The organism is Atribacterota bacterium (assembly GCA_039638595.1).
GTDB classification, from domain to species: domain Bacteria; phylum Atribacterota; class Atribacteria; order Atribacterales; family Caldatribacteriaceae; genus Profundicultor; species Profundicultor thermophilus.
Map to the genome: position 1 here is coordinate 37,671 of JBDIWM010000006.1, position 21,600 is coordinate 59,270.

At 46.1% G+C, this 21,600-nt stretch carries 31 protein-coding genes and 1 tRNA gene; all 32 read right to left on the reverse strand.

Annotation, left to right across the window (positions count from 1 at the left end; translation table 11 throughout):
* Window position 1 precedes the first annotated feature (1 nt).
* Window positions 2-556, reverse strand: coding sequence for an NUDIX hydrolase (locus ABDK92_02895; protein MEN3185570.1), 555 nt, complete (start codon window positions 554-556; stop codon window positions 2-4).
* The gene (locus tag ABDK92_02900) at window positions 556-1,218 is read right to left on the reverse strand and encodes a CBS and ACT domain-containing protein (protein ID MEN3185571.1); all 663 of its coding nucleotides are present in this window, start codon (window positions 1,216-1,218) and stop codon (window positions 556-558) included. The genes ABDK92_02895 and ABDK92_02900 overlap by 1 nt, the downstream gene beginning before the upstream one ends.
* Window positions 1,208-1,774 (reverse strand): 2-oxoacid:acceptor oxidoreductase family protein, encoded by a 567-nt coding sequence (locus ABDK92_02905; GenBank protein MEN3185572.1) that lies wholly within the window; start codon window positions 1,772-1,774, stop codon window positions 1,208-1,210. Before ABDK92_02905 ends, ABDK92_02900 begins: the two co-directional genes overlap by 11 nt.
* On the reverse strand, window positions 1,761-2,519 hold the full coding sequence (locus ABDK92_02910; protein ID MEN3185573.1) for a thiamine pyrophosphate-dependent enzyme: 759 nt from the start codon (window positions 2,517-2,519) through the stop codon (window positions 1,761-1,763). The genes ABDK92_02905 and ABDK92_02910 overlap by 14 nt, the downstream gene beginning before the upstream one ends.
* A complete protein-coding gene (locus ABDK92_02915) occupies window positions 2,503-3,579 on the reverse strand; it encodes a 3-methyl-2-oxobutanoate dehydrogenase subunit VorB (GenBank protein MEN3185574.1) in 1,077 nt (358 codons plus the stop codon). The genes ABDK92_02910 and ABDK92_02915 overlap by 17 nt, the downstream gene beginning before the upstream one ends.
* A 5-nt stretch (window positions 3,580-3,584) precedes the next feature.
* Window positions 3,585-3,806 (reverse strand): 4Fe-4S binding protein, encoded by a 222-nt coding sequence (locus ABDK92_02920; GenBank protein MEN3185575.1) that lies wholly within the window; start codon window positions 3,804-3,806, stop codon window positions 3,585-3,587.
* 2 nt (window positions 3,807-3,808) lie between these two features.
* On the reverse strand, window positions 3,809-4,510 hold the full coding sequence (locus tag ABDK92_02925; GenBank protein MEN3185576.1) for a hypothetical protein: 702 nt from the start codon (window positions 4,508-4,510) through the stop codon (window positions 3,809-3,811).
* On the reverse strand, window positions 4,497-6,191 hold the full coding sequence (gene recN, locus ABDK92_02930; protein MEN3185577.1) for a DNA repair protein RecN: 1,695 nt from the start codon (window positions 6,189-6,191) through the stop codon (window positions 4,497-4,499). The genes ABDK92_02925 and recN overlap by 14 nt, the downstream gene beginning before the upstream one ends.
* Entirely contained in the window at window positions 6,185-7,048 is an 864-nt protein-coding gene (locus ABDK92_02935) for an NAD(+)/NADH kinase (protein MEN3185578.1), read from the reverse strand. Before ABDK92_02935 ends, recN begins: the two co-directional genes overlap by 7 nt.
* Complete coding sequence (locus tag ABDK92_02940; protein MEN3185579.1) at window positions 7,030-7,548, reverse strand: hypothetical protein; 519 nt, start codon at window positions 7,546-7,548, stop codon at window positions 7,030-7,032. Before ABDK92_02940 ends, ABDK92_02935 begins: the two co-directional genes overlap by 19 nt.
* On the reverse strand, window positions 7,535-8,380 hold the full coding sequence (locus ABDK92_02945) for a TlyA family RNA methyltransferase (protein ID MEN3185580.1): 846 nt from the start codon (window positions 8,378-8,380) through the stop codon (window positions 7,535-7,537). The genes ABDK92_02940 and ABDK92_02945 overlap by 14 nt, the downstream gene beginning before the upstream one ends.
* Before the next feature lie 9 nt (window positions 8,381-8,389).
* Complete coding sequence (locus ABDK92_02950) at window positions 8,390-9,286, reverse strand: polyprenyl synthetase family protein (GenBank protein MEN3185581.1); 897 nt, start codon at window positions 9,284-9,286, stop codon at window positions 8,390-8,392.
* Window positions 9,276-9,704 carry a transcription antitermination factor NusB gene (gene nusB, locus ABDK92_02955; GenBank protein MEN3185582.1) on the reverse strand — a complete coding sequence of 143 codons (429 nt, stop codon included), beginning with the start codon at window positions 9,702-9,704 and terminating at the stop codon, window positions 9,276-9,278. The genes ABDK92_02950 and nusB overlap by 11 nt, the downstream gene beginning before the upstream one ends.
* A 9-nt stretch (window positions 9,705-9,713) precedes the next feature.
* Window positions 9,714-10,073, reverse strand: a complete 360-nt coding sequence (locus tag ABDK92_02960) for an Asp23/Gls24 family envelope stress response protein (protein ID MEN3185583.1) — start codon at window positions 10,071-10,073, stop codon at window positions 9,714-9,716.
* A 3-nt stretch (window positions 10,074-10,076) separates the two neighbouring features.
* On the reverse strand, window positions 10,077-10,643 hold the full coding sequence (gene efp / locus ABDK92_02965) for an elongation factor P (protein MEN3185584.1): 567 nt from the start codon (window positions 10,641-10,643) through the stop codon (window positions 10,077-10,079).
* Window positions 10,644-10,658: 15 nt separating this feature from the next.
* Window positions 10,659-11,705 (reverse strand): aminopeptidase P family protein, encoded by a 1,047-nt coding sequence (locus tag ABDK92_02970; protein MEN3185585.1) that lies wholly within the window; start codon window positions 11,703-11,705, stop codon window positions 10,659-10,661.
* Window positions 11,683-12,141 carry a type II 3-dehydroquinate dehydratase gene (aroQ, locus tag ABDK92_02975; protein MEN3185586.1) on the reverse strand — a complete coding sequence of 153 codons (459 nt, stop codon included), beginning with the start codon at window positions 12,139-12,141 and terminating at the stop codon, window positions 11,683-11,685. Before aroQ ends, ABDK92_02970 begins: the two co-directional genes overlap by 23 nt.
* Window positions 12,138-13,238 carry a 3-dehydroquinate synthase gene (aroB, locus tag ABDK92_02980; protein MEN3185587.1) on the reverse strand — a complete coding sequence of 367 codons (1,101 nt, stop codon included), beginning with the start codon at window positions 13,236-13,238 and terminating at the stop codon, window positions 12,138-12,140. The genes aroQ and aroB overlap by 4 nt, the downstream gene beginning before the upstream one ends.
* On the reverse strand, window positions 13,210-13,731 hold the full coding sequence (locus ABDK92_02985) for a shikimate kinase (protein MEN3185588.1): 522 nt from the start codon (window positions 13,729-13,731) through the stop codon (window positions 13,210-13,212). The genes aroB and ABDK92_02985 overlap by 29 nt, the downstream gene beginning before the upstream one ends.
* Window positions 13,732-13,746: 15 nt before the next feature.
* The gene (locus tag ABDK92_02990) at window positions 13,747-14,592 is read right to left on the reverse strand and encodes a hypothetical protein (GenBank protein ID MEN3185589.1); all 846 of its coding nucleotides are present in this window, start codon (window positions 14,590-14,592) and stop codon (window positions 13,747-13,749) included.
* 12 nt (window positions 14,593-14,604) lie between these two features.
* A complete protein-coding gene (locus tag ABDK92_02995) occupies window positions 14,605-16,296 on the reverse strand; it encodes a secretin N-terminal domain-containing protein (protein MEN3185590.1) in 1,692 nt (563 codons plus the stop codon).
* Between the two features lie 5 nt (window positions 16,297-16,301).
* Complete coding sequence (locus ABDK92_03000; GenBank protein MEN3185591.1) at window positions 16,302-16,850, reverse strand: hypothetical protein; 549 nt, start codon at window positions 16,848-16,850, stop codon at window positions 16,302-16,304.
* Window positions 16,847-17,404, reverse strand: coding sequence for a type 4a pilus biogenesis protein PilO (pilO, locus tag ABDK92_03005; protein ID MEN3185592.1), 558 nt, complete (start codon window positions 17,402-17,404; stop codon window positions 16,847-16,849). The genes ABDK92_03000 and pilO overlap by 4 nt, the downstream gene beginning before the upstream one ends.
* On the reverse strand, window positions 17,401-17,958 hold the full coding sequence (locus ABDK92_03010; GenBank protein MEN3185593.1) for a PilN domain-containing protein: 558 nt from the start codon (window positions 17,956-17,958) through the stop codon (window positions 17,401-17,403). Before ABDK92_03010 ends, pilO begins: the two co-directional genes overlap by 4 nt.
* Complete coding sequence (gene pilM / locus ABDK92_03015; protein ID MEN3185594.1) at window positions 17,949-18,932, reverse strand: pilus assembly protein PilM; 984 nt, start codon at window positions 18,930-18,932, stop codon at window positions 17,949-17,951. The genes ABDK92_03010 and pilM overlap by 10 nt, the downstream gene beginning before the upstream one ends.
* 4 nt (window positions 18,933-18,936) lie before the next feature.
* Entirely contained in the window at window positions 18,937-19,296 is a 360-nt protein-coding gene (locus ABDK92_03020; GenBank protein ID MEN3185595.1) for a hypothetical protein, read from the reverse strand.
* A 10-nt stretch (window positions 19,297-19,306) separates the two neighbouring features.
* Window positions 19,307-19,741: a hypothetical protein gene (locus tag ABDK92_03025; protein MEN3185596.1), complete on the reverse strand. Its 435-nt coding sequence runs from the start codon at window positions 19,739-19,741 to the stop codon at window positions 19,307-19,309.
* Window positions 19,742-19,754: 13 nt separating this feature from the next.
* Window positions 19,755-20,099 carry a type II secretion system protein gene (locus tag ABDK92_03030; GenBank protein ID MEN3185597.1) on the reverse strand — a complete coding sequence of 115 codons (345 nt, stop codon included), beginning with the start codon at window positions 20,097-20,099 and terminating at the stop codon, window positions 19,755-19,757.
* Complete coding sequence (locus ABDK92_03035; GenBank protein ID MEN3185598.1) at window positions 20,080-20,559, reverse strand: GspH/FimT family protein; 480 nt, start codon at window positions 20,557-20,559, stop codon at window positions 20,080-20,082. The genes ABDK92_03030 and ABDK92_03035 overlap by 20 nt, the downstream gene beginning before the upstream one ends.
* Before the next feature lie 693 nt (window positions 20,560-21,252).
* Window positions 21,253-21,329: transfer RNA gene (locus tag ABDK92_03040), tRNA-Trp, on the reverse strand.
* A 19-nt stretch (window positions 21,330-21,348) separates the two neighbouring features.
* On the reverse strand, window positions 21,349-21,498 hold the full coding sequence (gene rpmG / locus ABDK92_03045) for a 50S ribosomal protein L33 (protein MEN3185599.1): 150 nt from the start codon (window positions 21,496-21,498) through the stop codon (window positions 21,349-21,351).
* Between the two features lie 13 nt (window positions 21,499-21,511).
* The coding region (locus ABDK92_03050; GenBank protein ID MEN3185600.1) for an elongation factor Tu at window positions 21,512-21,600 on the reverse strand (89 nt) is incomplete at its 5' end.

Sequence of the window (21,600 nt, forward strand, 5' to 3'; positions counted from 1 at the left end):
TCTATTCCTCCACAAATATGTGAACACCAATCATGGTCTTCGCATCCTTGATATCACCCCTGCGAAGCATTTCCATGGCTTCGTTCCGGTCCACCCGGAGATAGTATATGACTTCGTCTTCATCCCCCTCTTTGGCGTTTTCCACCGGGACAGCATTTCGGGCTCGGAAGAAGTGAATGATCTCACTGCTATAACCGGGGGCCAGGAAAACTGGAAAAAGATAACTCCATTCTTGAGAAGAAAAACCCGTTTCCTCCTCAAGCTCCCGCTGGGCACATTTCAAAATGTCTTCCCGAGGTTCCAAGGTTCCAGCCGGAATTTCCCACAACCATTCCCGGGCAGGAGCTCGAAACTGTTTGATCAAAATAAGCCTGTTATCTAGAGTTGTGGCCACAATGGTTACCGCCCCAGGATGTTCAAGATATACCCTCTCCATTCCTCCTGCGTAGGTCTTCTTCACCATACGTAAAATATGAGTTTCTACAAGTACCTTCTCCTGAATTTCTTGGGGTAAGGTCAGACCTTCCTTTCGCCGTTCGTCATAGGGGAAAAACATCACTCTGCCTCCTCGGGGCTAATCCATACGTGTTTCACCCTGATCTCCGGATGTCCTTCCAGCTCTCTGACCAGGTCTTGCGGTTCCAAAGTACTAATGCGTAACACCACATAGCGGTATTCTGGCATTTGTTCATCATAGAAAGTGGCCAGACTAAGAATGTTAACGTTGTGATTTTTGATAATCCGGGTCACCTCATAGAGGATGCCAGGTTTTTGAGGAAGCTCCAGAGTGAGTCGGGATCCCCGCTCTCTCATTCCCAGCGTTTCCACAAAAATCTCAAAGATGTCCGATTCAGTAATAATACCCACCAATTTATCCTCTTCCACAACCGGTAACCCTCCGATGTGATTTTTGTTCATAATAAGGGCCGCTTCTTCAATGGGCACATCAGGTTCAACGAAAACAACTTTTCGAGTCATGATATCAGCCACGGTCATCCTACTGAGGAGATAGGTGATTTCAAATCGACTCAGCGAGGTTGCTTTAGAAGGAGAAGCTTCCAGAAGGTCGTTGTAGGTGACAATGCCCACGAGTTTTCCTCCGTTAACCACCGGTAATCTCCTTATCTTTCGGTCCTTCATAATTTTCTGAGCCTCAAGGATCGTAGTTGAGCTCGGTATCACAATCACTTCCCTCTGCATACGGTCTCTAACGAGCATAGACTTTCCCTCCCTGTTCAACAAAATGTTTCCCTACCCGCAGCGCCTCCAGGTTCAGCTGAAGGAAAACTTCCTTTTTTCCTTTAAGGATCAGCTTCAGGGATTCTTCCACGCTCTCAAAGCGTACCACAGTTTTTTGAGCAAGCAAAGCCCCCAGCATGACGATGTTGGTCGTCTCCGGAGCATTCACTTTTTTGCCGGCTAACTCGTTTGCCGGGATTTTCAAGGTTTCGACTCCTTCGGGGGTAGAGCATCCGGAAATGAGCGAGGAGTTGACCACAATAAGTCCACCCTGCCGCACCAAAGGAGCGAATCGGAAAAAAGAAGGTGCATTCATCGCCACAAGTACATGTGGATGATCCGTAACGGTAGCTCCAATTTTTTCTTTAGAGATGATGACGGTACAGTTTGCCGTCCCACCGCGCATTTCTGGACCATACGAAGGGAACCAGCTCACTTCATATCCTTCTACCATACCGGCAGTGGCAAGAACCCTGCCTAGAAAGAGAATTCCCTGCCCCCCAAAACCACCGATGAGTATTTCATGATGCTCCATTGAAATCCCCTTCTTTCACCTTAATCTCCCCCAGTTGAAAGTATGGGATCATTTTCTCTTCCAGCCACTTGACCGCATCCTCTGGTGTCATTCCCCAGTTGGTAGGACAGGGAGAGAGGATTTCTACCAGAGAAAACCCTTTTTTTTCAATCTGGGCTAAAAAGGCTTTTTTAATACATTCCCGAGCCTGTTTTATCAAGTGAGGCTGAGTAAGGGCAACTCGGGCAATATAGGCACTCCCCTCAGCAACCTTCAACATTTCAGCGAGTCTCAGTGGAAAACCGTGGACCTTAGCATCCCTCCCCAAAGGTGACGTCTTCGTTTTTTGACCAAGGAGTGTGGTTGGAGCCATCTGTCCTCCAGTCATCCCAAAAACCGCATTGTTGATAAAAAACGAGGTGATAAGCTCACCCCTGTTGGCAACATGGATAGCTTCGGCAGTGCCAATTGCTCCAATATCTCCGTCCCCCTGATAGGAAAAGACCACTCGATCTGGAAGGGCTCTTTTAATTCCCGTGGCCACAGCCTGGGCTCTTCCATGACCACCCACGACAAAGTCAACATTGAGGAATTCGTAGATGTACACCGAGCACCCAATGGGACCCACCCCAATAGTTACTGCTCCGATATCCAGTTCATCAATGACTTCAGCAATTAACCTCTGAGCAAGCCCGTGATGACACCCAGGACAGTACGTGAATGGTTTTTTAATGAGGGTTCTGGGCCTTTCAAAAACGACTCTCATGGTACACCTCATTTCGAAGGATTTGGCGGGCCTTTTCCAGAATCTCTTCCACTTTGGGAATCATTCCCCCCGTTCGACCATGAAAGAATACCGGGACTATTCCTTCTACGGCAAGCCTCACGTCCTCCACCATTTGCCCGAGGTTCATCTCTACCACCAGAACCCTCCCCACTCTCCTTGCTTCCTCTTTCAACTGACCATAGGGAAAAGGAAAAAGCGTTATCGGACGGAAAAGCGCACATTTTATGCCTTCTTTTTTCCCTTCTCTCACTACAGTTTTCAGGATTCTCCCCACGGTTCCAAAGCCAACCAGAAGCAATTCTGCATCGTCCTCCCCAAGTACTTCAAAATCGGTTTCCTGTTCCTCCATCAGGCGGTATTTCCTCTGCAATTTGAGGTTCAGTTCTTCGAGTTTCTGGGGGTCAAGCGCGAAGCAGACGATGAATTTTCTTTCGCCTCGGCCTTTACCCTGGATAATCCAGTCTTTAGGAGGAAGCGGGGGAAAATCAGGTTCGGCAAAAATTACCGGTTCCATCATCTGGGCTAACATTCCGTCTCCCAGGATGATCACTGGATTACAGTACTTGTCAGCGAGATAAAATGCCCGATAGGTGAAATCCACCAGCTCTTGAACCGAAGAAGGGGCAAGCACAATAACTTTGTAATCTCCATGCCCTCCTCCTTTTACTGCCTGAAAATAATCGCTCTGAGCCGGCTGGATATTGCCCACACCCGGACCACCTCGCACCATGTTCACCACCACACAGGGAAGCTCTGCGATGGCTAAAGCTGATAGTCCTTCCTGTTTGAGGCTGATTCCAGGTCCAGAAGAAGAAGTCATAACCCGCATTCCAGTAGCACTGGCTCCATAAACCATATTGATCGCAGCCACCTCGGTTTCAGCTTGCAAAAAAACTCCCCCCACCTGGGGAAGACGAAGAGACAGATATTCACTGATTTCCGTCTGAGGAGTAATGGGATACCCAAAGTACATCCGACAACCGGCCCTTACAGCCGCTTCTGCCAGAGCTTCGTTCCCCTTCATGAGAATTTTTTCCAATGCATTCACCCCCTGTACACCGTAATGGCAACGTCTGGGCAAACTTGGGCACAGAAACCACAACCGATACACTCTTCTTTCTTCACCACACAGGCAGGGTAATACCCCCTGGAATTGAAACGCTCGGCGATAGCCAGAACCCTTTTGGGACAAATTCGCACGCATAGCCCACAACCCTTACAAAACTCTTCATCTATCAGGACTATTCCTTTCACTGCCTCTTTCATACTCATTCCTCCCATGGTAAACGCAGAAATCTCCGAATAGCCGCCACAGCACCTTCAAAACGTTCCCATCGATGGTCGGCAGATACCATTCCTTCCCAAACTGTAGCAAGAAGAAGGGGCAAAGAAATCATATGCGAAAGTTCCTTTGTCTTTTGCCAGCTCTTCCAGAGCATAGCCCAATCGGTCAGTTCCATAAGATGAGTATTGGCAATGATGGAGTGAAACCGAAGGTCAAACATTTCCTCGATTTTGGCTACAAAGGCACAATAATCCCTTTCTTCTTCAAAAAATGGGCGAGAAAAATTCACCACCAAACTCAAGTGCCACCTTTTTTTGAGTAAAATGGGTTTTATAACCTGAAATATCTTCATTCCCTGACGGTCGCCTCCCAAATCGATAACGACCTGACCATGAATAGCTGCCCGGCCCACCAAAGAAAGGAGTTTCTGGTCGATGGTGGGTACATCGGCATAACGGAAAGGATTGTTCCTTTGAGGAACAGGCACTGGAGCACAGAACCGATCGCTTCGCAGCGTGAAATCACTTTTACAAAAATCGAGATCCACCACTGTAGAATTGGAAAGGAAAGCGGCAAGATTGAGCGTAATCTCTGTCTTTCCAACTCCAGACGGACCGGCAAGAATAAAAACATCGTTCCCAGACAGGGTATCAGAGAAGAATTGAGTGGATTTAAGAATTCTCATTGTGCGCTCTTTCCACTAGAAGCTCCGCATAGGTCAACGCAGAAATTTCTTTTCCTTCGTCTCCCATCATCCGAGCTATTTCTTTTACTCTTTCCTCTTTTCCTCGTAGATAACTCACCTGAGTCCAGGTTTTTACAGAGTCATCAAACTTTTCCACCTTCAAATGATGATGAGCAAAAGCCGCAATTTGTGGAAGATGGGTGACGCATATCACCTGATGGTTTCGGGCCAGTTTCCGGAGCTTATCTCCTACCCAGAGAGCTGTTTTCCCTCCGATACCTTGATCAATCTCGTCAAAAATCAGGGTTGGAACACTGGACAAACCAGAAGTAACCGACTTGAGAGCAAGAATAATACGGGACAGCTCTCCACCAGAGGCCACTTCCTCCACTGGCGCAGGTATTTCCCCGGGATTGAGCGATACCAGAAAGGAAATCCGGTCAAGACCAGAGTTTCCTGGTTCCTGAAGCTTTTCTAAAAAGGGGACGAATTCAACTTTACGGAATACCAGCTCTTTTAACTCTTTTTCTACTTTTTCCCGCAGCACTTGAGCTGCCTCTCTTCGTTCTCGACTCAGCTTCTCCCCCACCTTTCTCATTTCCTCTAAAATAATCCATCTTTCGTTCTTTAACCGCTCCCGTTCAGCAATTTCCCGCTTGATGGTCTCAAGATCTTGGATAATTCGTTCCCGAAAAGATAATAAATCACCCGTAGTAAGCAGGCGATACTTACGTTTCAGCCGCTCAATCTCACTGATGTCCCGTTCCAGCTCTTCAACGCGTTCGGGAGAAAACGAGAAAGCCTCTTGAGCCCGGCGCGCAAGATGCGATAATTCCCGCAAATCAATTTCTACCCTTTCCAGAGTTTCAAACACAGAGGAAGGTAAGAAGAAAGGGAAGTCATCAGGAAGGGTACGCAAAAGCCCCTTAACCCGCGTTAGACGGCTCAGGAATCCTCCTCCTTCTTCTCCGCCAAAAAGGAGTGCAAGAAGAGAATCAATTGCTTCAAGATAAGCTTGGGAGTTGCTCAGACGCCGGAATTCTTCTTCTGTTTCTTCAACCCGCCTTGGCTCAATTTTCGCTTCTTCCATTTCCCGTAAAATTTCTTCATACTCTTTCATTCGTTCTTCTTTTCCCTGCCATAATCCCTGGAGGTGTTCTTCGATCGATTTGAACCTTTCAAAAAACTCCTGATAGGTTCTTTTCAATGTTTTTCCTTCTTCAGAAAGGAAGGTATCCAGAATGGTAAATTTATTTTCCGGTTCCAGAAAACGAATTTGATCCCCCTGAGCGTACACATCCACAAGCAAAGAAGCGACCACTTTTGCAACTTGAGCCGGGACGACCCTCCCATTGAGACGAGTCTTGCTCCTTCCAGTCCGAGCAATCTCTCGGGAAATAACCACCCTATCGCGTATTTCATGGTCAAGATTGAGTTTTCTCATTTTTTCTCTGAGGACATCGTGGCCGGCAATTTCGAAACATCCCTCCACCAAGGCTACATCTCTTTCTTGACGAATCCACTCTTCCCTGAAACGGCTTCCAAGAAGAAGAAGTAAAGCGTTAACGAGGAGCGATTTACCGGTCCCAGTTTCACCGGTAATAATGTTAAGTCCAGGATGAAATTCGATTTCCTGATGTTCTACAATTATAAAATTCTTGACCACGAGCGTCTTTAACATTCCGGCTCGATCCTTTTCCTAATGTCAATACCCCAGGAGAGTTTATTCCGGAGAAGCGTATAAAAGTGCCGCTCTGCAAAGAGTTTAATAAAACGCGCCGCAAAAGAAGCTCGATATACTTTGAGGTGTTCCCCTTTGGAGAGAGCATATCCCCGTTGTCCATCCAGAGTAACCATTGTTCCTTCTTTCAAGGACTCCAGAACTACCTTAACACAGGAAGTTGGCGGTACCACAATGGAACGGGCGTACAGGGTATGGGCGCAGATTGGTGTCACAATGAAAACTGCAAGCGTCGGGAATACCACCGGCCCTCCCGCGGAAAGAGAATACGCGCTTGAACCAGTGGGAGTGGCCACAATCAGGCCGTCAGCAGGAAAAGAGGCCAGGAATTCATTGTCAACGTAAGTGGAAAGGCGAATCATCTGAGCAAATGGCCCCCGGTATATGACTACATCGTTCAAAGCGAAATCGGTTTCTACCGTTCCATCTTGATGAACAATTTCACACTGAACCATCATGCGCTCTTCAACGCCGTATTTTCCTTGCAACAATTTCTCCGCCGCTTCAAGCATATTCTCAACACTGACTTCAGCAAGAAAACCTAATCCCCCCATGTCAATTCCCAGAAGGGGAATACCCAGTGGGGCGTAATGACGGACTGCCGAGAGAAAGGTCCCGTCTCCACCCAAAACGAAAACCATCTGAGGCTGTTCATTCCTCTCTTCATGTTCAGTAAAGAAAGCACATTCCACCCGAAAGGAATGAAGCAATACGGCCAATTTCTTGGCTTCCTCCTGAACCCGGGAATTATTTTTCTTGGTAAAGATGTGAACGTAACTTAGAGAAGACTGATCCATTGTCCCACCACAAAACCCAAGAGAAAAACAATTGTTCCCCATTCCCATATCTTAAGACCATTGTTTCTGCCGGGGAAAACAACCTCTACAATTGTTCCCTCCTCTCCGTCCACCAGAAGCACCGCTTGAGGTTTATACACCAGATAATACTCTAAAAGCTGTCTTCGAGTATGAGATTGAAGAACGCTAACGGCTTGATCTCCCGTTTTCACCTCAGCAACATAGGTCCTATTTCCTTTGCGGAGAAGGTAGTCAGCCCGAACCCGATAGAGAACCCTTTGACCATCAACAATCATAAAAGCTTCTTTTTCCACCTGTTCTCCTAGTACTCGGTACCCCTTTTTTTCAAGTAACTGAAAAGCGTTTTTCTCTACCTCGTGAGCATGGGCAAAAATTCTCCGCAAGCGCCTTGCTCGCCAGAGAGAAATCATTTTCAGCGTCAAAAATACAACTCCAACCAATACCGAAACAAGAATCAGAATAAAATTATTCAACCCCATGAACTATTCCTCTGTCTTTAAAAAACATGTGTGCTTCTTCCACCACTTTCATTATTATACTTCTTCTTTCCTCTTTCGTTAAGGATAGACCTGTTTTACGCCAGCATCCCAGAAATTCGATGTTCCCCTGAGGTCCAAGGAGAGGAGAAAAAGTAAGGCCACAAAGGGAGAGCATAGAGCGTTCTGCTTCCTGAAGAACGTTCGTGAGAACTTCTTCGTGAACCTGGGGTGCCTTCACCACCCCTTTTTTGACTTTCTCTCTTCCAGCTTCAAACTGAGGCTTAATTAACGCGATAAGAATGCCTCCTTCCTTCAAAAGGCGTACTAAGGGAGCAAAGAGCAAAGTGAGAGAAATAAAAGAGACGTCGATGGTAACCCCATCCAGAAATTCCCCAATCTGTTCTAGGGTGAGATACCGAGCGTTCACTCTTTCCAAAACCACGACTCTGGGATCCTGGCGCAAACTTTCGTGGAGTTGCCCATATCCCACATCAACGGCGTACACTTTCTTCGCCCCATGTTGGAGAAGGCAATCGGTGAAACCACCGGTTGAAGCACCAATATCGGCAAAAGAAAGACCCTCAAGAGAAAGAGAGAATTCCTGCAGCGCTTTTTCTAATTTCTCCCCTCCTCGACCTACAAAACGCGGTTTCTTTAGTACAAAGACAACCGCATCAGGCATAACTCTTGTAGAAGGTTTAAGGAGATATGGGTATCCTTCAACCCTGACCTGGTTACCAAGGATCAGCCGCTGTGCTTTTTCCCGGCTTTCGCAGAAACCGGTTTTGACCAGAAACTCATCCAGTCGAACCTTCTTTTCTGGATTCCCCATACACTGAATTTAACACCGGCGTTCTACAATAAAACGAGCAATACCCAGAAGTCGTTCAAAAGAGCGATCCAGAGAAGAAAGGAGCGTTACAGCCTGCTCAAATTCATCCTGCAGAACTTTTTCAGCTGCTTCCATACCCTTTATCTTTATCAGAGTTGCCTTATCCTGTTTTACATCTTTACCAGCTGTTTTCCCCAGGATGCTGCTCTCCTGTGTGACATCAAGGAGATCGTCTTTAATCTGAAAACATATCCCGAGCTTCAATCCAAACTTTGCCAGAACTCCTCTCTCCTTCTGGTCTGCTCCTCCTGCTATTCCACCACACATAACCGGAGCCTGAATAAAGCAAGCTGTTTTCATATGGTAAATTTCATACACCTCATTTTCCTTTACGTCTTTACCCTGGTATTCAAGGTCAAGGACTTGCCCTCCCACCATTCCCTCTCCCCCCAAGGCTCTCAAGATAACTTGAGCCATCTCAAGGGTCCGTTCCGCCCCAAAAGATTGAATAAAACCTTCATTGTTCATGAAAAGAGACAATCCCTCCACCAAGAGCGCATCACCCACCAGCACTCCCATGGCCTCACCAAAAGCACGATGCATACTCGGTTTTCCCCGCCGGTAATCATCGTTATCCATGCAGGGAAGATCATCATGAACCAGAGAAAATGTGTGGATCATCTCAATTCCCGCGGCCAGAGGCAAAAGGGTTGCCCTACTCACCTCGTACGCTTCACCGGCAGCGAAAAGGAGTGAAGCTCGGATTTTTTTACCTCCTCCGATAGCACCATAGCGCAGGGCCTTGAACAACTGAGGTGGAACTCTTTGCAAGGAAAGATAGTTTTCAACAAACTTGTCCACTTCCTGAGCATTTTCCTTCAAGAACTGTTCAATATTACTCATCATTCATGTCCTTCCTGCGATCATCGCCCAATTTTTTCAAAAGGCGCCCGAGGACTCCATTAATAAATTTCCCCGATTCTTCGGTCCCGTATCGTTTTCCAAGCTCCACGGCTTCATTAATCGCCACAGTAACCGGAATCTCCGGAAGGAAAAGAATCTCATACGTTGCAATACGTAAGATGTTGCGGTCCACACTTGCTAAGCGCGCCAAAGACCATCCTTCTATACTCTCAGTTAAGGTCTGATCCACCTCTTCCAATTTTTCTTCTAGACCTTTCGTCAATTTTAAAAAGAAAGAAATGGTTTTTTCGTCCCAAACTTGGGGAACCTTAATCAGCGGGAGAATCTCGCTCATCTTCTTTCCCCGCAGATCTTTCTGGAAAAGTATACGAAAAGCAATCTCCCGCGCCTGTGTCCTCACCGTAGCGTCCTATTCTGAAATCACCGAAAAGGGAACGTGTTCCATTCTTCGAGAGTCAAATCCCTGAACATAAACGTTAATCTGCCCCACCCTGATACCGGTACGCTTCTCGATGATTTCCTTGAGATTTCTCTGGAGTTCCCAAGCCACTTCTGGAACACGCCTCTCCAGGTTAAAAATGAGAAAAAGATTGAGTGCGATCAATCCCTTGCGAACCTCAATCCGGATACTCTCATCCCGACCTTTCTCCAAAGACTCGATTCCTCGATGTTGTAACACGGTTCGCTCCACGATTTTCTGTAAAACCCTGAGTGCATACGTGATTTTTCCCTGTGAAGAGCCAATTTCAACGCCTTTCAGAATGCTCACCCCTTAGGCTCTCTCCAGATACTCTTTCGTCCGGGTATCGATTCGGATTCGGTCCCCAGGATTGACAAAAAGTGGAACTTGAATAGTCAGACCGGTTTCGAGAATCGCAGGCTTAGAACCCCCCGAAGCCGTGTCACCCCGTATCCCCGGAGGGGTATCGACCACTTCAAGCTCCACAAATGGCGGCACGTTCACCGTAATGGGTTTCCCTTCGTGAGTCAGGATTTCAACTTCCAAGTTCTCTACCAGAAACTCCCTGGCTTCACCCACCATATCTTCAGGAAGGGTCATCTCTTCATAGGTTTCAAGATTCAGGAAGTGGTAATCAGAACCAGTCCTGTACATGAACTGAGCGTTCTTTCCTTCAAGAACTACCCGGGCTACTTTTTCCCCAGCACGAAAGCTTTTTTCCACCGTAAGCCCGGTATTAATATCGCGCAACTTGGTTTTCATGATCGCCCCCCATTTTCCCACCTTGGTATGCTGGAAGGCCGTAACCACGTATAGGACGCCATCAACTTCAATGCAGGTACCTACACGCAGATCGTTACTCGAGATGTAGTCAGGCATTTTCTTCCTCCCTTCTTAGAATGGATTCAGTTGATCGAGCGTAATACAACCATCTCTTTTGACCACCACCATGCTCTCCAGACGAACTCCCCCCCATTCTGGAAAATAGAGCCCCGGTTCAACGGTTACCACCATGTTTTCAGAAAGCACAACCTGGCTCTGTGGATTGATGGCCGGTTCTTCGTGAATCTCTATGCCCACCCCATGTCCCAAACCATGAGTGAAATACGCTTCGATTTTTTTCTGAGAAAGAGATTTTCTCACGATTTCGTCAATCTGGCAAGCAACCATCCCTTCTCTGAGATGCTCTTTAGCTAATTTCTGTGCGTCACGAACCCACTGGAATATCTTTCGAAATTGTTCATTATGCCGATTCCCAAGATATACAGTACGGGTGAGGTCGGCACAGTATCCCTTGTACCGAGCTCCCCAGTCAACCAAAACCCAGCTTTCCCACTCAAGCTTCGTCTTTTCAGGGTGGGCATGGGGAAGTGCCGTGCGCCTCCCTGCGGCGACAATGGTTGGGAAAGCCACTTCTCCTCCCAAAGCCCGCATCTGATAATCAAGTTCAATGGCAACGTCTCTCTCTCGTATCCCAGGTTTTAAAAAGGGCACAACCCTCTCAAAGGCTTTTTCCGATATGGCCAGTGCTTTCTTGATCATGGCCAATTCCTCAGATTCCTTTTTCATTCGGAGGTTTCTCACTGGAGAAATCATGGCGGTTGGATTCAATCCTTCCCCTTCTAAAGAACGAATGAACGCACAACTCACCCTTTCATCAACAGAAAGCTCTCTTTTCCCCTCCTCTTTCATTTTCTCCGCAATATTCTTAGCCACCTGATGGCGAAACTCCAGAATTTGTGCCTTAATTTTTAGCTCTTCCTGCGCCTGCGTGGTATATCGTCCGTCACAGAAAAAGACCGGTTCTCGTTCTTGGAAAAGAAGCAAAAACCCCGCAGAACCAGTGAAGCCCGAGAGGTAGAAAAGGTCTGCCGGATGCGTCACAAGCAGAGGGCGCTCCAAAACTTTCGTCAGGGCTTCAACACGTTTCTCCCAGTTCATGTTTTTCTCCTCTCAGAGCAAATGCTTCCATTGCCAGAACAAATCCCCAAGGACCGAGACCAGAAATCTGCCCCCAGCATACTGGGGCGATAACCGAGTGATGGCGGAACTCCTCCCGAGCATAGATATTGGAAAGATGCACCTCAATGGTGGGAATGTTGACAGCCTTAACAGCATCCCTGATGGCAAGGCTATAATGGGTGTATGCCCCAGGATTCATGATAATTCCGTCCACCTCTTTTCGGTTTCTATGAATACAATCGATAATTTCCCCTTCGTGGTTCGACTGGAAAATTTCTATCCTCGCGTTGATCCTTTTGGCTTCCTCTTCAAGCATCACTTTGAGGCCTTGAAAACTCAATGACCCGTAAACTTCTTTTTCCCTCTCTCCCAAAAGATTAAGGTTTGGTCCAAAGATAATAAGAAGCCTCATTATTCCTCCCTTTTTTCCAGAAAAGATAAAACCCACTCAAGATCGTTTTCGTTCACCTCGACTCCCCACTGGGGGGAACCAAAGTCCTTAAGAAAAACAAAGCGGATTTGACCTTCCTCTTTCTTTTTATCCCGACAAAGGGCCGAGACACAAGTTAACCTGTCGAGCGGATACTCAAGGGAGACTGGGAGCCCAAAACTCTGTAAAATTGCTCTCTGTTGCTTGAAAATCTTCTCATTAGACATACCCAATTTCCAGGCCAGGAAAGCCTCTCCCACCATTCCGATGGCCACCGCTTCCCCGTGACGGATGACCCCGTAACCCAGCGCTTTCTCCAAAGCATGCCCAACGGTGTGGCCGTAGTTCAAGATGCTCCGCAAACCTCTGTCTCTTTCGTCTTCCTCCACAATCCTTCTTTTAAAATCCACAGCCAGAATTACCAGTTCTTCCAGTACCTCCCAATCCCTTCTCTTTATGGCTTCTCGATACTTCTCAACAAATTCAAGGAAATCACCACCACTGAGAAAAGCCACCTTCAAAATTTCACTTAAACCCTCTCGGTACTCTCGCTCTGGAAGTGTTTCCAGGAAAGAGAGGTCAATGAAAACTCCCCGAGGTTGGTAAAACGTCCCCACCAGATTCTTCCCCTCCTGGAGATTCACTCCCGTCTTCCCCCCGATGGAACTGTCCACCTGGGCCAATAAACTGGTGGGAATCTGAAAGTAATCTATCCCTCGCAAAAACGTCGAAGCCACAAAACCGGTGATATCCGTCACCACACCTCCACCAAACGAAAGTAGAAAATTCCTGCGGTCTATATCGAACCTGATGAGTTCATGATAAATTGCTTCTACCGTGGTCAGATTCTTGTGTGCTTCTCCATCCGGAATAACCACTTTTCCCAGAGTGAATTTTTCCTGTTCGAAAGAGGACACAAGTTTGTCGGTGTGAAGCGCATCCAAAGTGGTGTTGGTAATAAGTACCCCTCTTTTCGATGGAAAAAAGACGCAATCCTTCCACCCCTTTTCGCCGAACAACATTTTTCCAACGAAAACTGGGTACGACCTCCCTTCAGAGAGCGACACCACAATTTTTCGCATGCCGTATGATCTCCTCAACGATTTCTTCTTTGGTCATTCCATTTCCATCTATTATAACACTGGCTCGTTCATAAAAAGGGAGCCTCTGAAGGTACAGTGTTTCCAGGTGCTTCAGCGTAGGATATCTTATGGTTAATGGTCTTCCCGGGTCGTTTTTAATCCGCTCGTAGAGCGTGTCCAACTTCCAGCGCAGAAAAACAGTCAGGAAATACCTCTTGAGGATTTCCCAGTTCTCTTCTTTTATTGGCAGTCCTCCACCAGTGGCCAGAACAATTCTCTCCTTATTAGCGACTTCTCTTAACACTCTGGTTTCCCACCGGCGGAAGTATTCCTCTCCATACTGCTCAAAGAGGTGGGGAATAGAAAAGCCGGTTTGTTCTTCAACCAAGGAATCAGTATCTAAAAAGCGCCAACGTAATGATTCTGCTACCATCCAGCCAATAGTCGTCTTGCCACTTCCCATAAAGCCCAGAAGAGCAATCCTGGAAATCATTTGGTGCTCATTTTGCTATGGACCAGGCGTAGGTGTTGGGGAAGCAACCATACAAACCTCTTCCACCTTTGCTACATTCGTTACCGTAGACATACCACCATTGATGTCATGCACCAGAGCTACACCAACAACTGAATCATTCGGCTTCATCCTCACGGTATCAGATACAAAAGGTGCTGTGACATCGATACCGGCCGGCTCCCCATTGATATAGAATTCCACTTTGGTGATGACCATCACGTCATATTCACCCGTAAGAGCACAACCGATATTGGCTGCAGCCGTGTTCCCACAGGAAGCACAGCCCTCTTCAACGGTACAGAAGAATTCCAGTGTTAACCCTGAAGGCAGTCCTTCCAACATGTTGAATCTGAATGCCCCTCCCTCATAACTCACATCATGCATCGCATAATCCACACCGCTGAAGGTGATGGTAACCACTACGGCTGGGATACGATTTGACTTTAGGTACGCTTCAACATCCGCAGGCAAAAGGTCAATTTCTCGAGTCACTGAAAAAGCTTCGGTACCAGCAAAAGAAGCCATGGGTGTATCCGGTGGAATAACATCGATGCTGGTACTCAAAGTGGCAGTAAGATGAGGAAGGGCCGTACCATCCTTCTTCTTGTATTCAAGGCGATATTGAGTTATCTGCACACCAACTTTATTTAGCGGTGTAAAAGTAAATTTCACCAGTCCCAAGTTATTCGTAAATGTTTCGGAAGGCATAACCACTTCACCAGTGATACTCACCTTAGCTCTGGGAAACATGGGATTATCGGAAAACCAGCCACAACCAGCAAGGGACAAAAACAGCGCCAATACGCTTACTACAAGACCAAAGAACCTTAATTCCTTCATCACTGTCCTCCTTCAATACCCAATGAGATGAGGAGTCAGAAAAACAACGAGCTCTGTCTCTTTATGGGTTTTGCTCCGGAGAGTAAAGAGACTTCCGATGAGCGGAATTTCGCTCAAAATAGGAATACGGGTAATGTTTTCGATATCTTCACTCCGGATGAGTCCTCCAATCACTAAAGTTTCTCCCGGATGCAGACGGGCAGTGGTATCGGCATTCTTAATACTTGTTTGCGGGTCCTTAAAGGCCAGTCCAGCCAGTACGTACTCTCTCTCGGTGTAGGTGCTCACTTCAGGTTTGACGTGCACCACGACCGTCCCCTCTGAAGTGAGGATCGGAGTCACTTCCAAGGTAATTCCCACATCGAGAAACTGCAATTCTCCAGGAAGAATTCGTCCTTCTTCATCGGTGCGGAGGTTCCGAAAGGGAATAGAATCTCCAACATGAATGGTGGCTGTTTTCCCACTGAGGGTCAAAATTCTGGGATTCCCCACCAACCTAGCCAAATTTCTCTTTTCTAGAGCCTTAAGAGTAACTTCCATCAATTCCTGGCGCTCCATGGAACCACCCAGGGTGAGTTCTCCAAAGGCGATCTGTCCTTCTTTTCCACCAGAAGTCCAGGTCACACCCAGGTCTTTAACCTTTTCCCGGTTAATTTCTATGAGCTTGGCCTCAATCATAATCTGAGGGAGCTTACGGTCTAAATTTACGAGCAGTTCCTCACAAGCTTTGATTTCTTCTTCTGTTCCCCGAACAATGAAGGCCTTCTGCATGAAATCGTAATTCACCCGTTCTTCTTCATGAACAACAATTCTCAGAAGTTCCCGGATTTTCTGAAGTTGTGCTTCATCTTCATAAATATTATTGGAAAGGTAAAAAGTCTGAGTTTTCAGAGCAACGTCGATTTTATTCAGAATTTCTACTATCTGATTGAACTCCTCTTCCTTTCCCCGAATAACAAGAGCCCGGCTTCCTTCGTCAACGGCCACACGTTCCGCTGGAACAACAAGGTTCAAAATTTCTCGGGCCTTTTCAGGGGCGATACTTTTGAGAGGAAACCTGCGCACTTCAAATAGTCCAAAAGATTCGTCGAGTTTTTCTTTTCGAGCAACGATAATGTTATTTCCTAGTTTTACCTGCCCCAGACCACGTATGGTGAGTATATATCCCAGTGCCTGATCAAAGGTAAGGTTTTCAAAAGAAGCAGTAATCTTCCCCTCTACCGAGTCATCGACAACCACATTGACACCAGCCACTTTGGCTAAGGCTACGATCGCGTCTCGTACTTCGGTATCGTAAAAATCAAAGGAATAGAGATTTTGTTTCTTTGGCCTCGTTTCAAACGGGCCTTTCAGAATGACACTGACCAGACGCCCTCCGGCTTCATCATAGGCTTCATATGTCGTAGGTCGATCGAGTTCAACCCAGATGACGAGCTTTAACTCTCTTTCGGTAAAAATAATTTTCTGCAAAGGGCCGACAGTCATGGATCTTTCAGCGTAGGGCAATCCACTATGCGCACCTTCCACTTCTAAAGCCAGATGGTATTCATCGGGTGAGACATCCTTCCACTTCACCGGCGCGTTGAATTTGAAGGTGAGCTTAATCTCACCGTGGTCCGCCCGCCAAAATAAATCCTTGAGCGTTGCACCGTATAGAGGTGCGACAAAGGCAAGGAGAAAAAGGACTGTAAGACTAACATCCAAGATTCTTACTCGGCCAGTGAAAATACAAATTCCCTCCCCTGATACTCAAGAGTTACCTGTTTTCCCTCTACTTTAACCAATTTCACACCTTCTTGCAATGGTTTTTGAGAAGTAAGAATGCGAATATTCCCGTCAATTTCTACAATAATAGCCTTCCCCTGTGGAGAAACAACCATCCCTTTCACAGTTACCTGGACAGATTGTTCCTCTGGAAGTGGTTCGAGTTCGACTTCTGGAATCTTTTTCTCTGTTGATGAATCCGGCTCTTCCACGGCAATGATGAACTCTTCTACTGAGGAAATCCCCCTTTTCGCCAGGAAAATATCGCGAAAAGACCGTAACTCCTGGTCAGAATACGCTGGAAGAAAGAAATTTTGCACTGGTTCATTCTGAGGTGGAGAAAGGTTGGACTTCGGTACCACAATGATGGGGGGCAAAACGGGCGCAGAGGACGGATTTCGCAGCCCCATTCCCATGAAATCATAACTGAGAAAAACCATCACACCGAATCCTACGGCCAAGAGAAGAACCGCATAACTTTCTTTTCCCCTCACGGTGTCCCCTCCTTAGTCTGGATCTCCGGTAAAGGTAAACTCAAAAGGTACGTCACCAACTGAGCGTTCACCAGGAATCCTTCCTGTTCTCTGCGAAAATTGAAACTTTTGACCTGAACAAGGCGTGGTGACTGACGAAGACAATTTAAAAAGAGCAAAAAGTCGAGAAAAGAGGTACGCAAAGAAACCTGCAACGGAAACTCCATATAATCGCTTCCCGATTGCATTCCCTGGGGCACAAGAGAAAGGAGTTCCACGTTCGAGAGGAACGAAGCGTCCTCAATGGTCAAAAGGAGGTTGGGAATTTCTTTCTCATTAGGAATCCGTTCTTCCAAGATCTGGGCCATGTCTTTCAAGCTTTCTAACCTAGTTTCGAGTACTTCAAGTTGCTGGACCCTTTTTTGCAGGACCATAATTTCCTGCTGCAGGCGGTCTCTTTCCTGCAACAGCATATCAACTTTGTGCAAAACCGGCGTGATTACAAAAAAAAGAAAAAGAATCAAAGCACCAACCCACGAAAGAAGGTACAGCGACCAGTTCTTTTCAAAATTCATAGTTTTTTCAGCTCCAGAGAAAGGTCAAAGTTGTACATTACTCCATCCGGAGTGAGATTGAGGGAGCGGAAGTCCGCCGAGGAAAAAATGTCCGGATAACGAGAAATCATTTCAATAAACCGTGCAACACTGAAAATACTCTGTGCTTTACCCTTACAGTCAATTTTATTGGAGTCGAAACTGGCTTCCTCAAGATAGAGATCCGGAGGCATACTCCTTCCGAGGATAGCCAGAATCTTTAGCCAATCCGGTTCCTTGACGACCAGAGACTTGAGGACCTCAACCCTTTTTTCAATTCGATTGATTTCCTCCTGAACCACTTTGAATCTTTTTTCCCTTTCTCTGAGCTGTCCCAATTCAGCTTCAAGAATTGTATTTTGGCTAATAAGAGAATTGACTTCCAGCCAGGTAGTAAGGTACGTATAAACATAAAATGTGGTAAAACTCAGAAGTAAAGTCAGAAAAAATAATCGCACCCAGTTTGGGGCGCGTCTCACCACGTACTTCTTGGGCAGGAGATTAATTTTTACTGGGTAACTCACCTTCAGTTCCATAAACTCACTCCTACTGCGGTTAAAAATCTCCCACTGAGAACCTTTTCCTTACCCAGTAAAAGAGGTTTGACCTCCTGACAATCAAGCGCCACGTTTTGCAGGATTTCTTTTCTCAATGGATAAAGCGAAGCACCACCACCTGTAAGCAGGCACTTGCCGCTTGTGGTATCCAGTTTGAATTCACTCTGAAAAAAGGCGATAGAGCGACGCAATTCCACAATCAAATCCTGGCTGACATCTTGCACAGCCTCTTCCAACTGGTATGGAATGTCCACTTCGTTCTTCCCCCGGTTCATGACTTCCATGATTTCCACTGGGAGTAGATTGAACTTCTCACGTAATGCATTCCACACCCTTTTCAATCCCCAGCTAAAATACCGAGAAAAAACCAGCTTTCCTCCTGAAAAGTAGGTGATCATGCTTTTCTGAAATCCAACGTCCAGAATAACGAAAGAAATCTGCAATAAACCCTCTTCCATACTCAGAACGCCACGAAGAAGACTCAGGGACTGGGGTTCCATCGCTTCTACTTTGATTCCAGCCTTCAAAAAGGATTCGACACAAGCATTTACGGCAATCGCCGGAAAGGCAGAAAAAAGAATTTCTAATCCCCGTTCGTCTTTTTTGAGAATCTGCCAGCCAACCTGAAGATTGTCTTCACCGACAATGATTGAACTGGCTTCCCATCGAATGGCGTTTTCCAATTCTGCTTCAGACATTTCAGGCAAAGTAATTGTCTGAAGCACCATCTGAGGATGGTAAAACGCAAGAGCAATTTCACGGGGAAGGCGATGTCTTCGCCAGAATAGACGAAGATTTTCAGTCAGGAGATTCTTGCTCTTGATTTCCCCCTCCGAGAACACTTCTCCTGGGAGTGCTAACTCCCCGACTCGAAGAACCTCAAACCGCCCCTCCTTTTTCTTCTGTGATAGGCAGTACTTCAAAGAGTAATCGCCTAAATCCACTCCTAACACTTTTTTACCTCGCATATGGCTTAACGAAGGGATTTTCAACCCACAACAGTTCGATTACTCCTTCCTTCCACCGAAATCGTGCCTCTAGGAGCAGAACCCCTTCTCTTCTGACGGTTATTGTATCACCAGTTATGGTAACCGTATAGGAGGGCATAAAAGAAGACACCAAATTCTCCTGCATGAAACCCGGTCCTCTTTCTTCTAAGAGGCTCACCGTTTCCCAGAGAACCCCTTCTATCTCGTACTCTTTTTTCACTTCTCCCACGTAAGCCTGCATAAACTGACTATGGGAACGCATCCACACTCCAAGGATAGCCGAAAGGACACAAGATAAAGCCATCAGCATCAGAATGGAAAGCTCCAAAAAACCTTTCCTACCGCTTCCAGAAGTGGGGTCCCACCAGAAGCACAAGTTCTTCATGCTTCTTTCCAAACGAAAAAGGAACAGAAATTTTCAAAATTTCGTTATTCTGAGAGAATTTTTCTACCCGGAACCCGGCTTCCTGATCGCACCACTCTGCGATCGGATTCGCCGCACCTTTATTCAGGACTACCAGAGTCTCGTTTACCTGATAAATTACAATACCATTATTAGGGAAGTTCAATTTGAGCTTTTTCCCTTCAAGCAAAAGCTCTGCAGAAGAACTGTATCGCGAGAACTGAAAAAGGGTATATCCAGTTACCATCAATGTCTCTGAGAGCTCTATCCGAGCAATCATGCGTTCATACATCATAAGATACTGTGGTAGCGACGTGAAAACAAGCATTGCAGCCAATAATGCCATATTTCCTCCAAGAAGGCTTTCCAAGATGGTGAATCCCCTATTTTTTTCGGAGCGTCTGCAAAGAGATAATTTCCTCATTCCCCTTTTTCACCATCACCTTGAGCCTATAGAGAGAAGAAGAAAATTCCTCAATCTGGGTAAAGACATAAAACCCCCCTTCTGCTTCCTCTCCAAAACCAACCGAAAGGTCATCTTGTAATTTTAAGCTTTCCATGGTATTGATAGCCACATTAAGAGCTCCCATGAGAATTTCGCTTCTTCTTTCCAGCCGGTTGATCATCTGTAGTTGAAAATACACAAGAGAAGCAAACATTATGGCTAAACAAACCGAAACTATGGCCTGAATAAGGGTAAAGCCTTCCTCATAACGGTGGTTTTTCACTGAATCGTACCCTTCCAGTAACTGGAGTAACGATGATATACCGCTTCTCCACTTTCCACCTTATAGTAACCGTACCTCCAACGGAGGGAACCCCGGTAGGGTAGAAAAAGAGGGTATTGGAAGGAAAATTGGTAGCATAGAGCGTCACTTCTCTGGGAAAATTGATGACTTCGGTTTTTCCACTTTTTCCTTTGTAAAGCAGCCGGTTACCAGAGGTGTCAAAAAAAAGGCGAACGTTCTTCCCACTTTGGATGGATTCAATCTTTGCTTGGCGGATTTTGGTCACTAACTGCCAGCCCACAAGCTTTAAAAGGTAGGCGTTGCGTGTCTGGACAATCGAAAAGAGTGGGATCACTTCAACGAATACAACCATAAAAACCACAAGGAGCACTTCTACCGCAATAAACCCTTCGCAGCGAAATTCAGAGAAAGCTACACTCCCTCCCTTCCTTGAGCTCAAATGTAATAACTAAAGCGTTGCGCGTCAAGGGGGTAAAAGGGAATTTCTATCACCTTTACCAAAATTTTTATAAATCAAAAAAAATTTCTAAAAGGTTTTACGAATAATCACCATCTAGGTCAACCCTATTCTTTACCACATTAATTGGAATCCAAGAGGTCCTCCGCGAAGGATTAACCTTCGATGTCCTTTGGCATTTTAGCTTTGATTTCCGAAAGACCTCCTCTTGGGTCACTGGTGTTCTTGAGTTTTTGTCTCTCCATTTTGCTTAAAATAACGCATATTCATTTCTCTCTTTCACGAGGAGAGGTTGACACACGATTTTTCGTCCCATCGATGCAAACATTCTCTTTTATTTTAGACTGTTGGGCTGTAAACCTGTACAAAGCGGCCATATTTCCTTTCCCACTTTGAAAAGAAACCACCGAAATAGTTTGTTTAATGGGGAGAAGATGACATGGGATCCAAAAAATAAAGAAGCGCTACTAGACCAAAAAGGAGGGATGGAAACTCCCGCCCGATACTCATTTTCGGGCTATCATCAACAAGCAAAAAGTTTAGAAGCTTTGCTGTATTCCGACACAGAATAAATGTATGCGTTTACCGTACAGAAAACACATCCTAAACTGAGAAGCGTAACTCTGCAGCTGCAAAATTTTTAGGAAAAACACACCATCAGAGATTATAGAAACCTGGCAGGCCCGGCAGGATTTGAACCTGCAACCCCCGGATTTGGAATCCGGTGCTCTGGCCGTTAGAGCTACGGACCTACCCTATCTTTTATTATATTCAACGCATTTCTTTATGTATAGTGTGTTTACGACAGTGGGGGCAATATTTTTTGAATTCCAACCGAGCGGTCTTCTTTTTTTTATTCTTGCTTCCCTGGTAATTTCGCCTTTTGCATTCGGTACATTCAAAAGTGATGAGCTCTTGCATAGAATGAGACCTCCTACTCAATAATATCCGATACCACTCCAGCCCCTACCGTTCGTCCTCCCTCACGGATAGCAAAGCGCAAACCCTTCTCCATGGCAATGG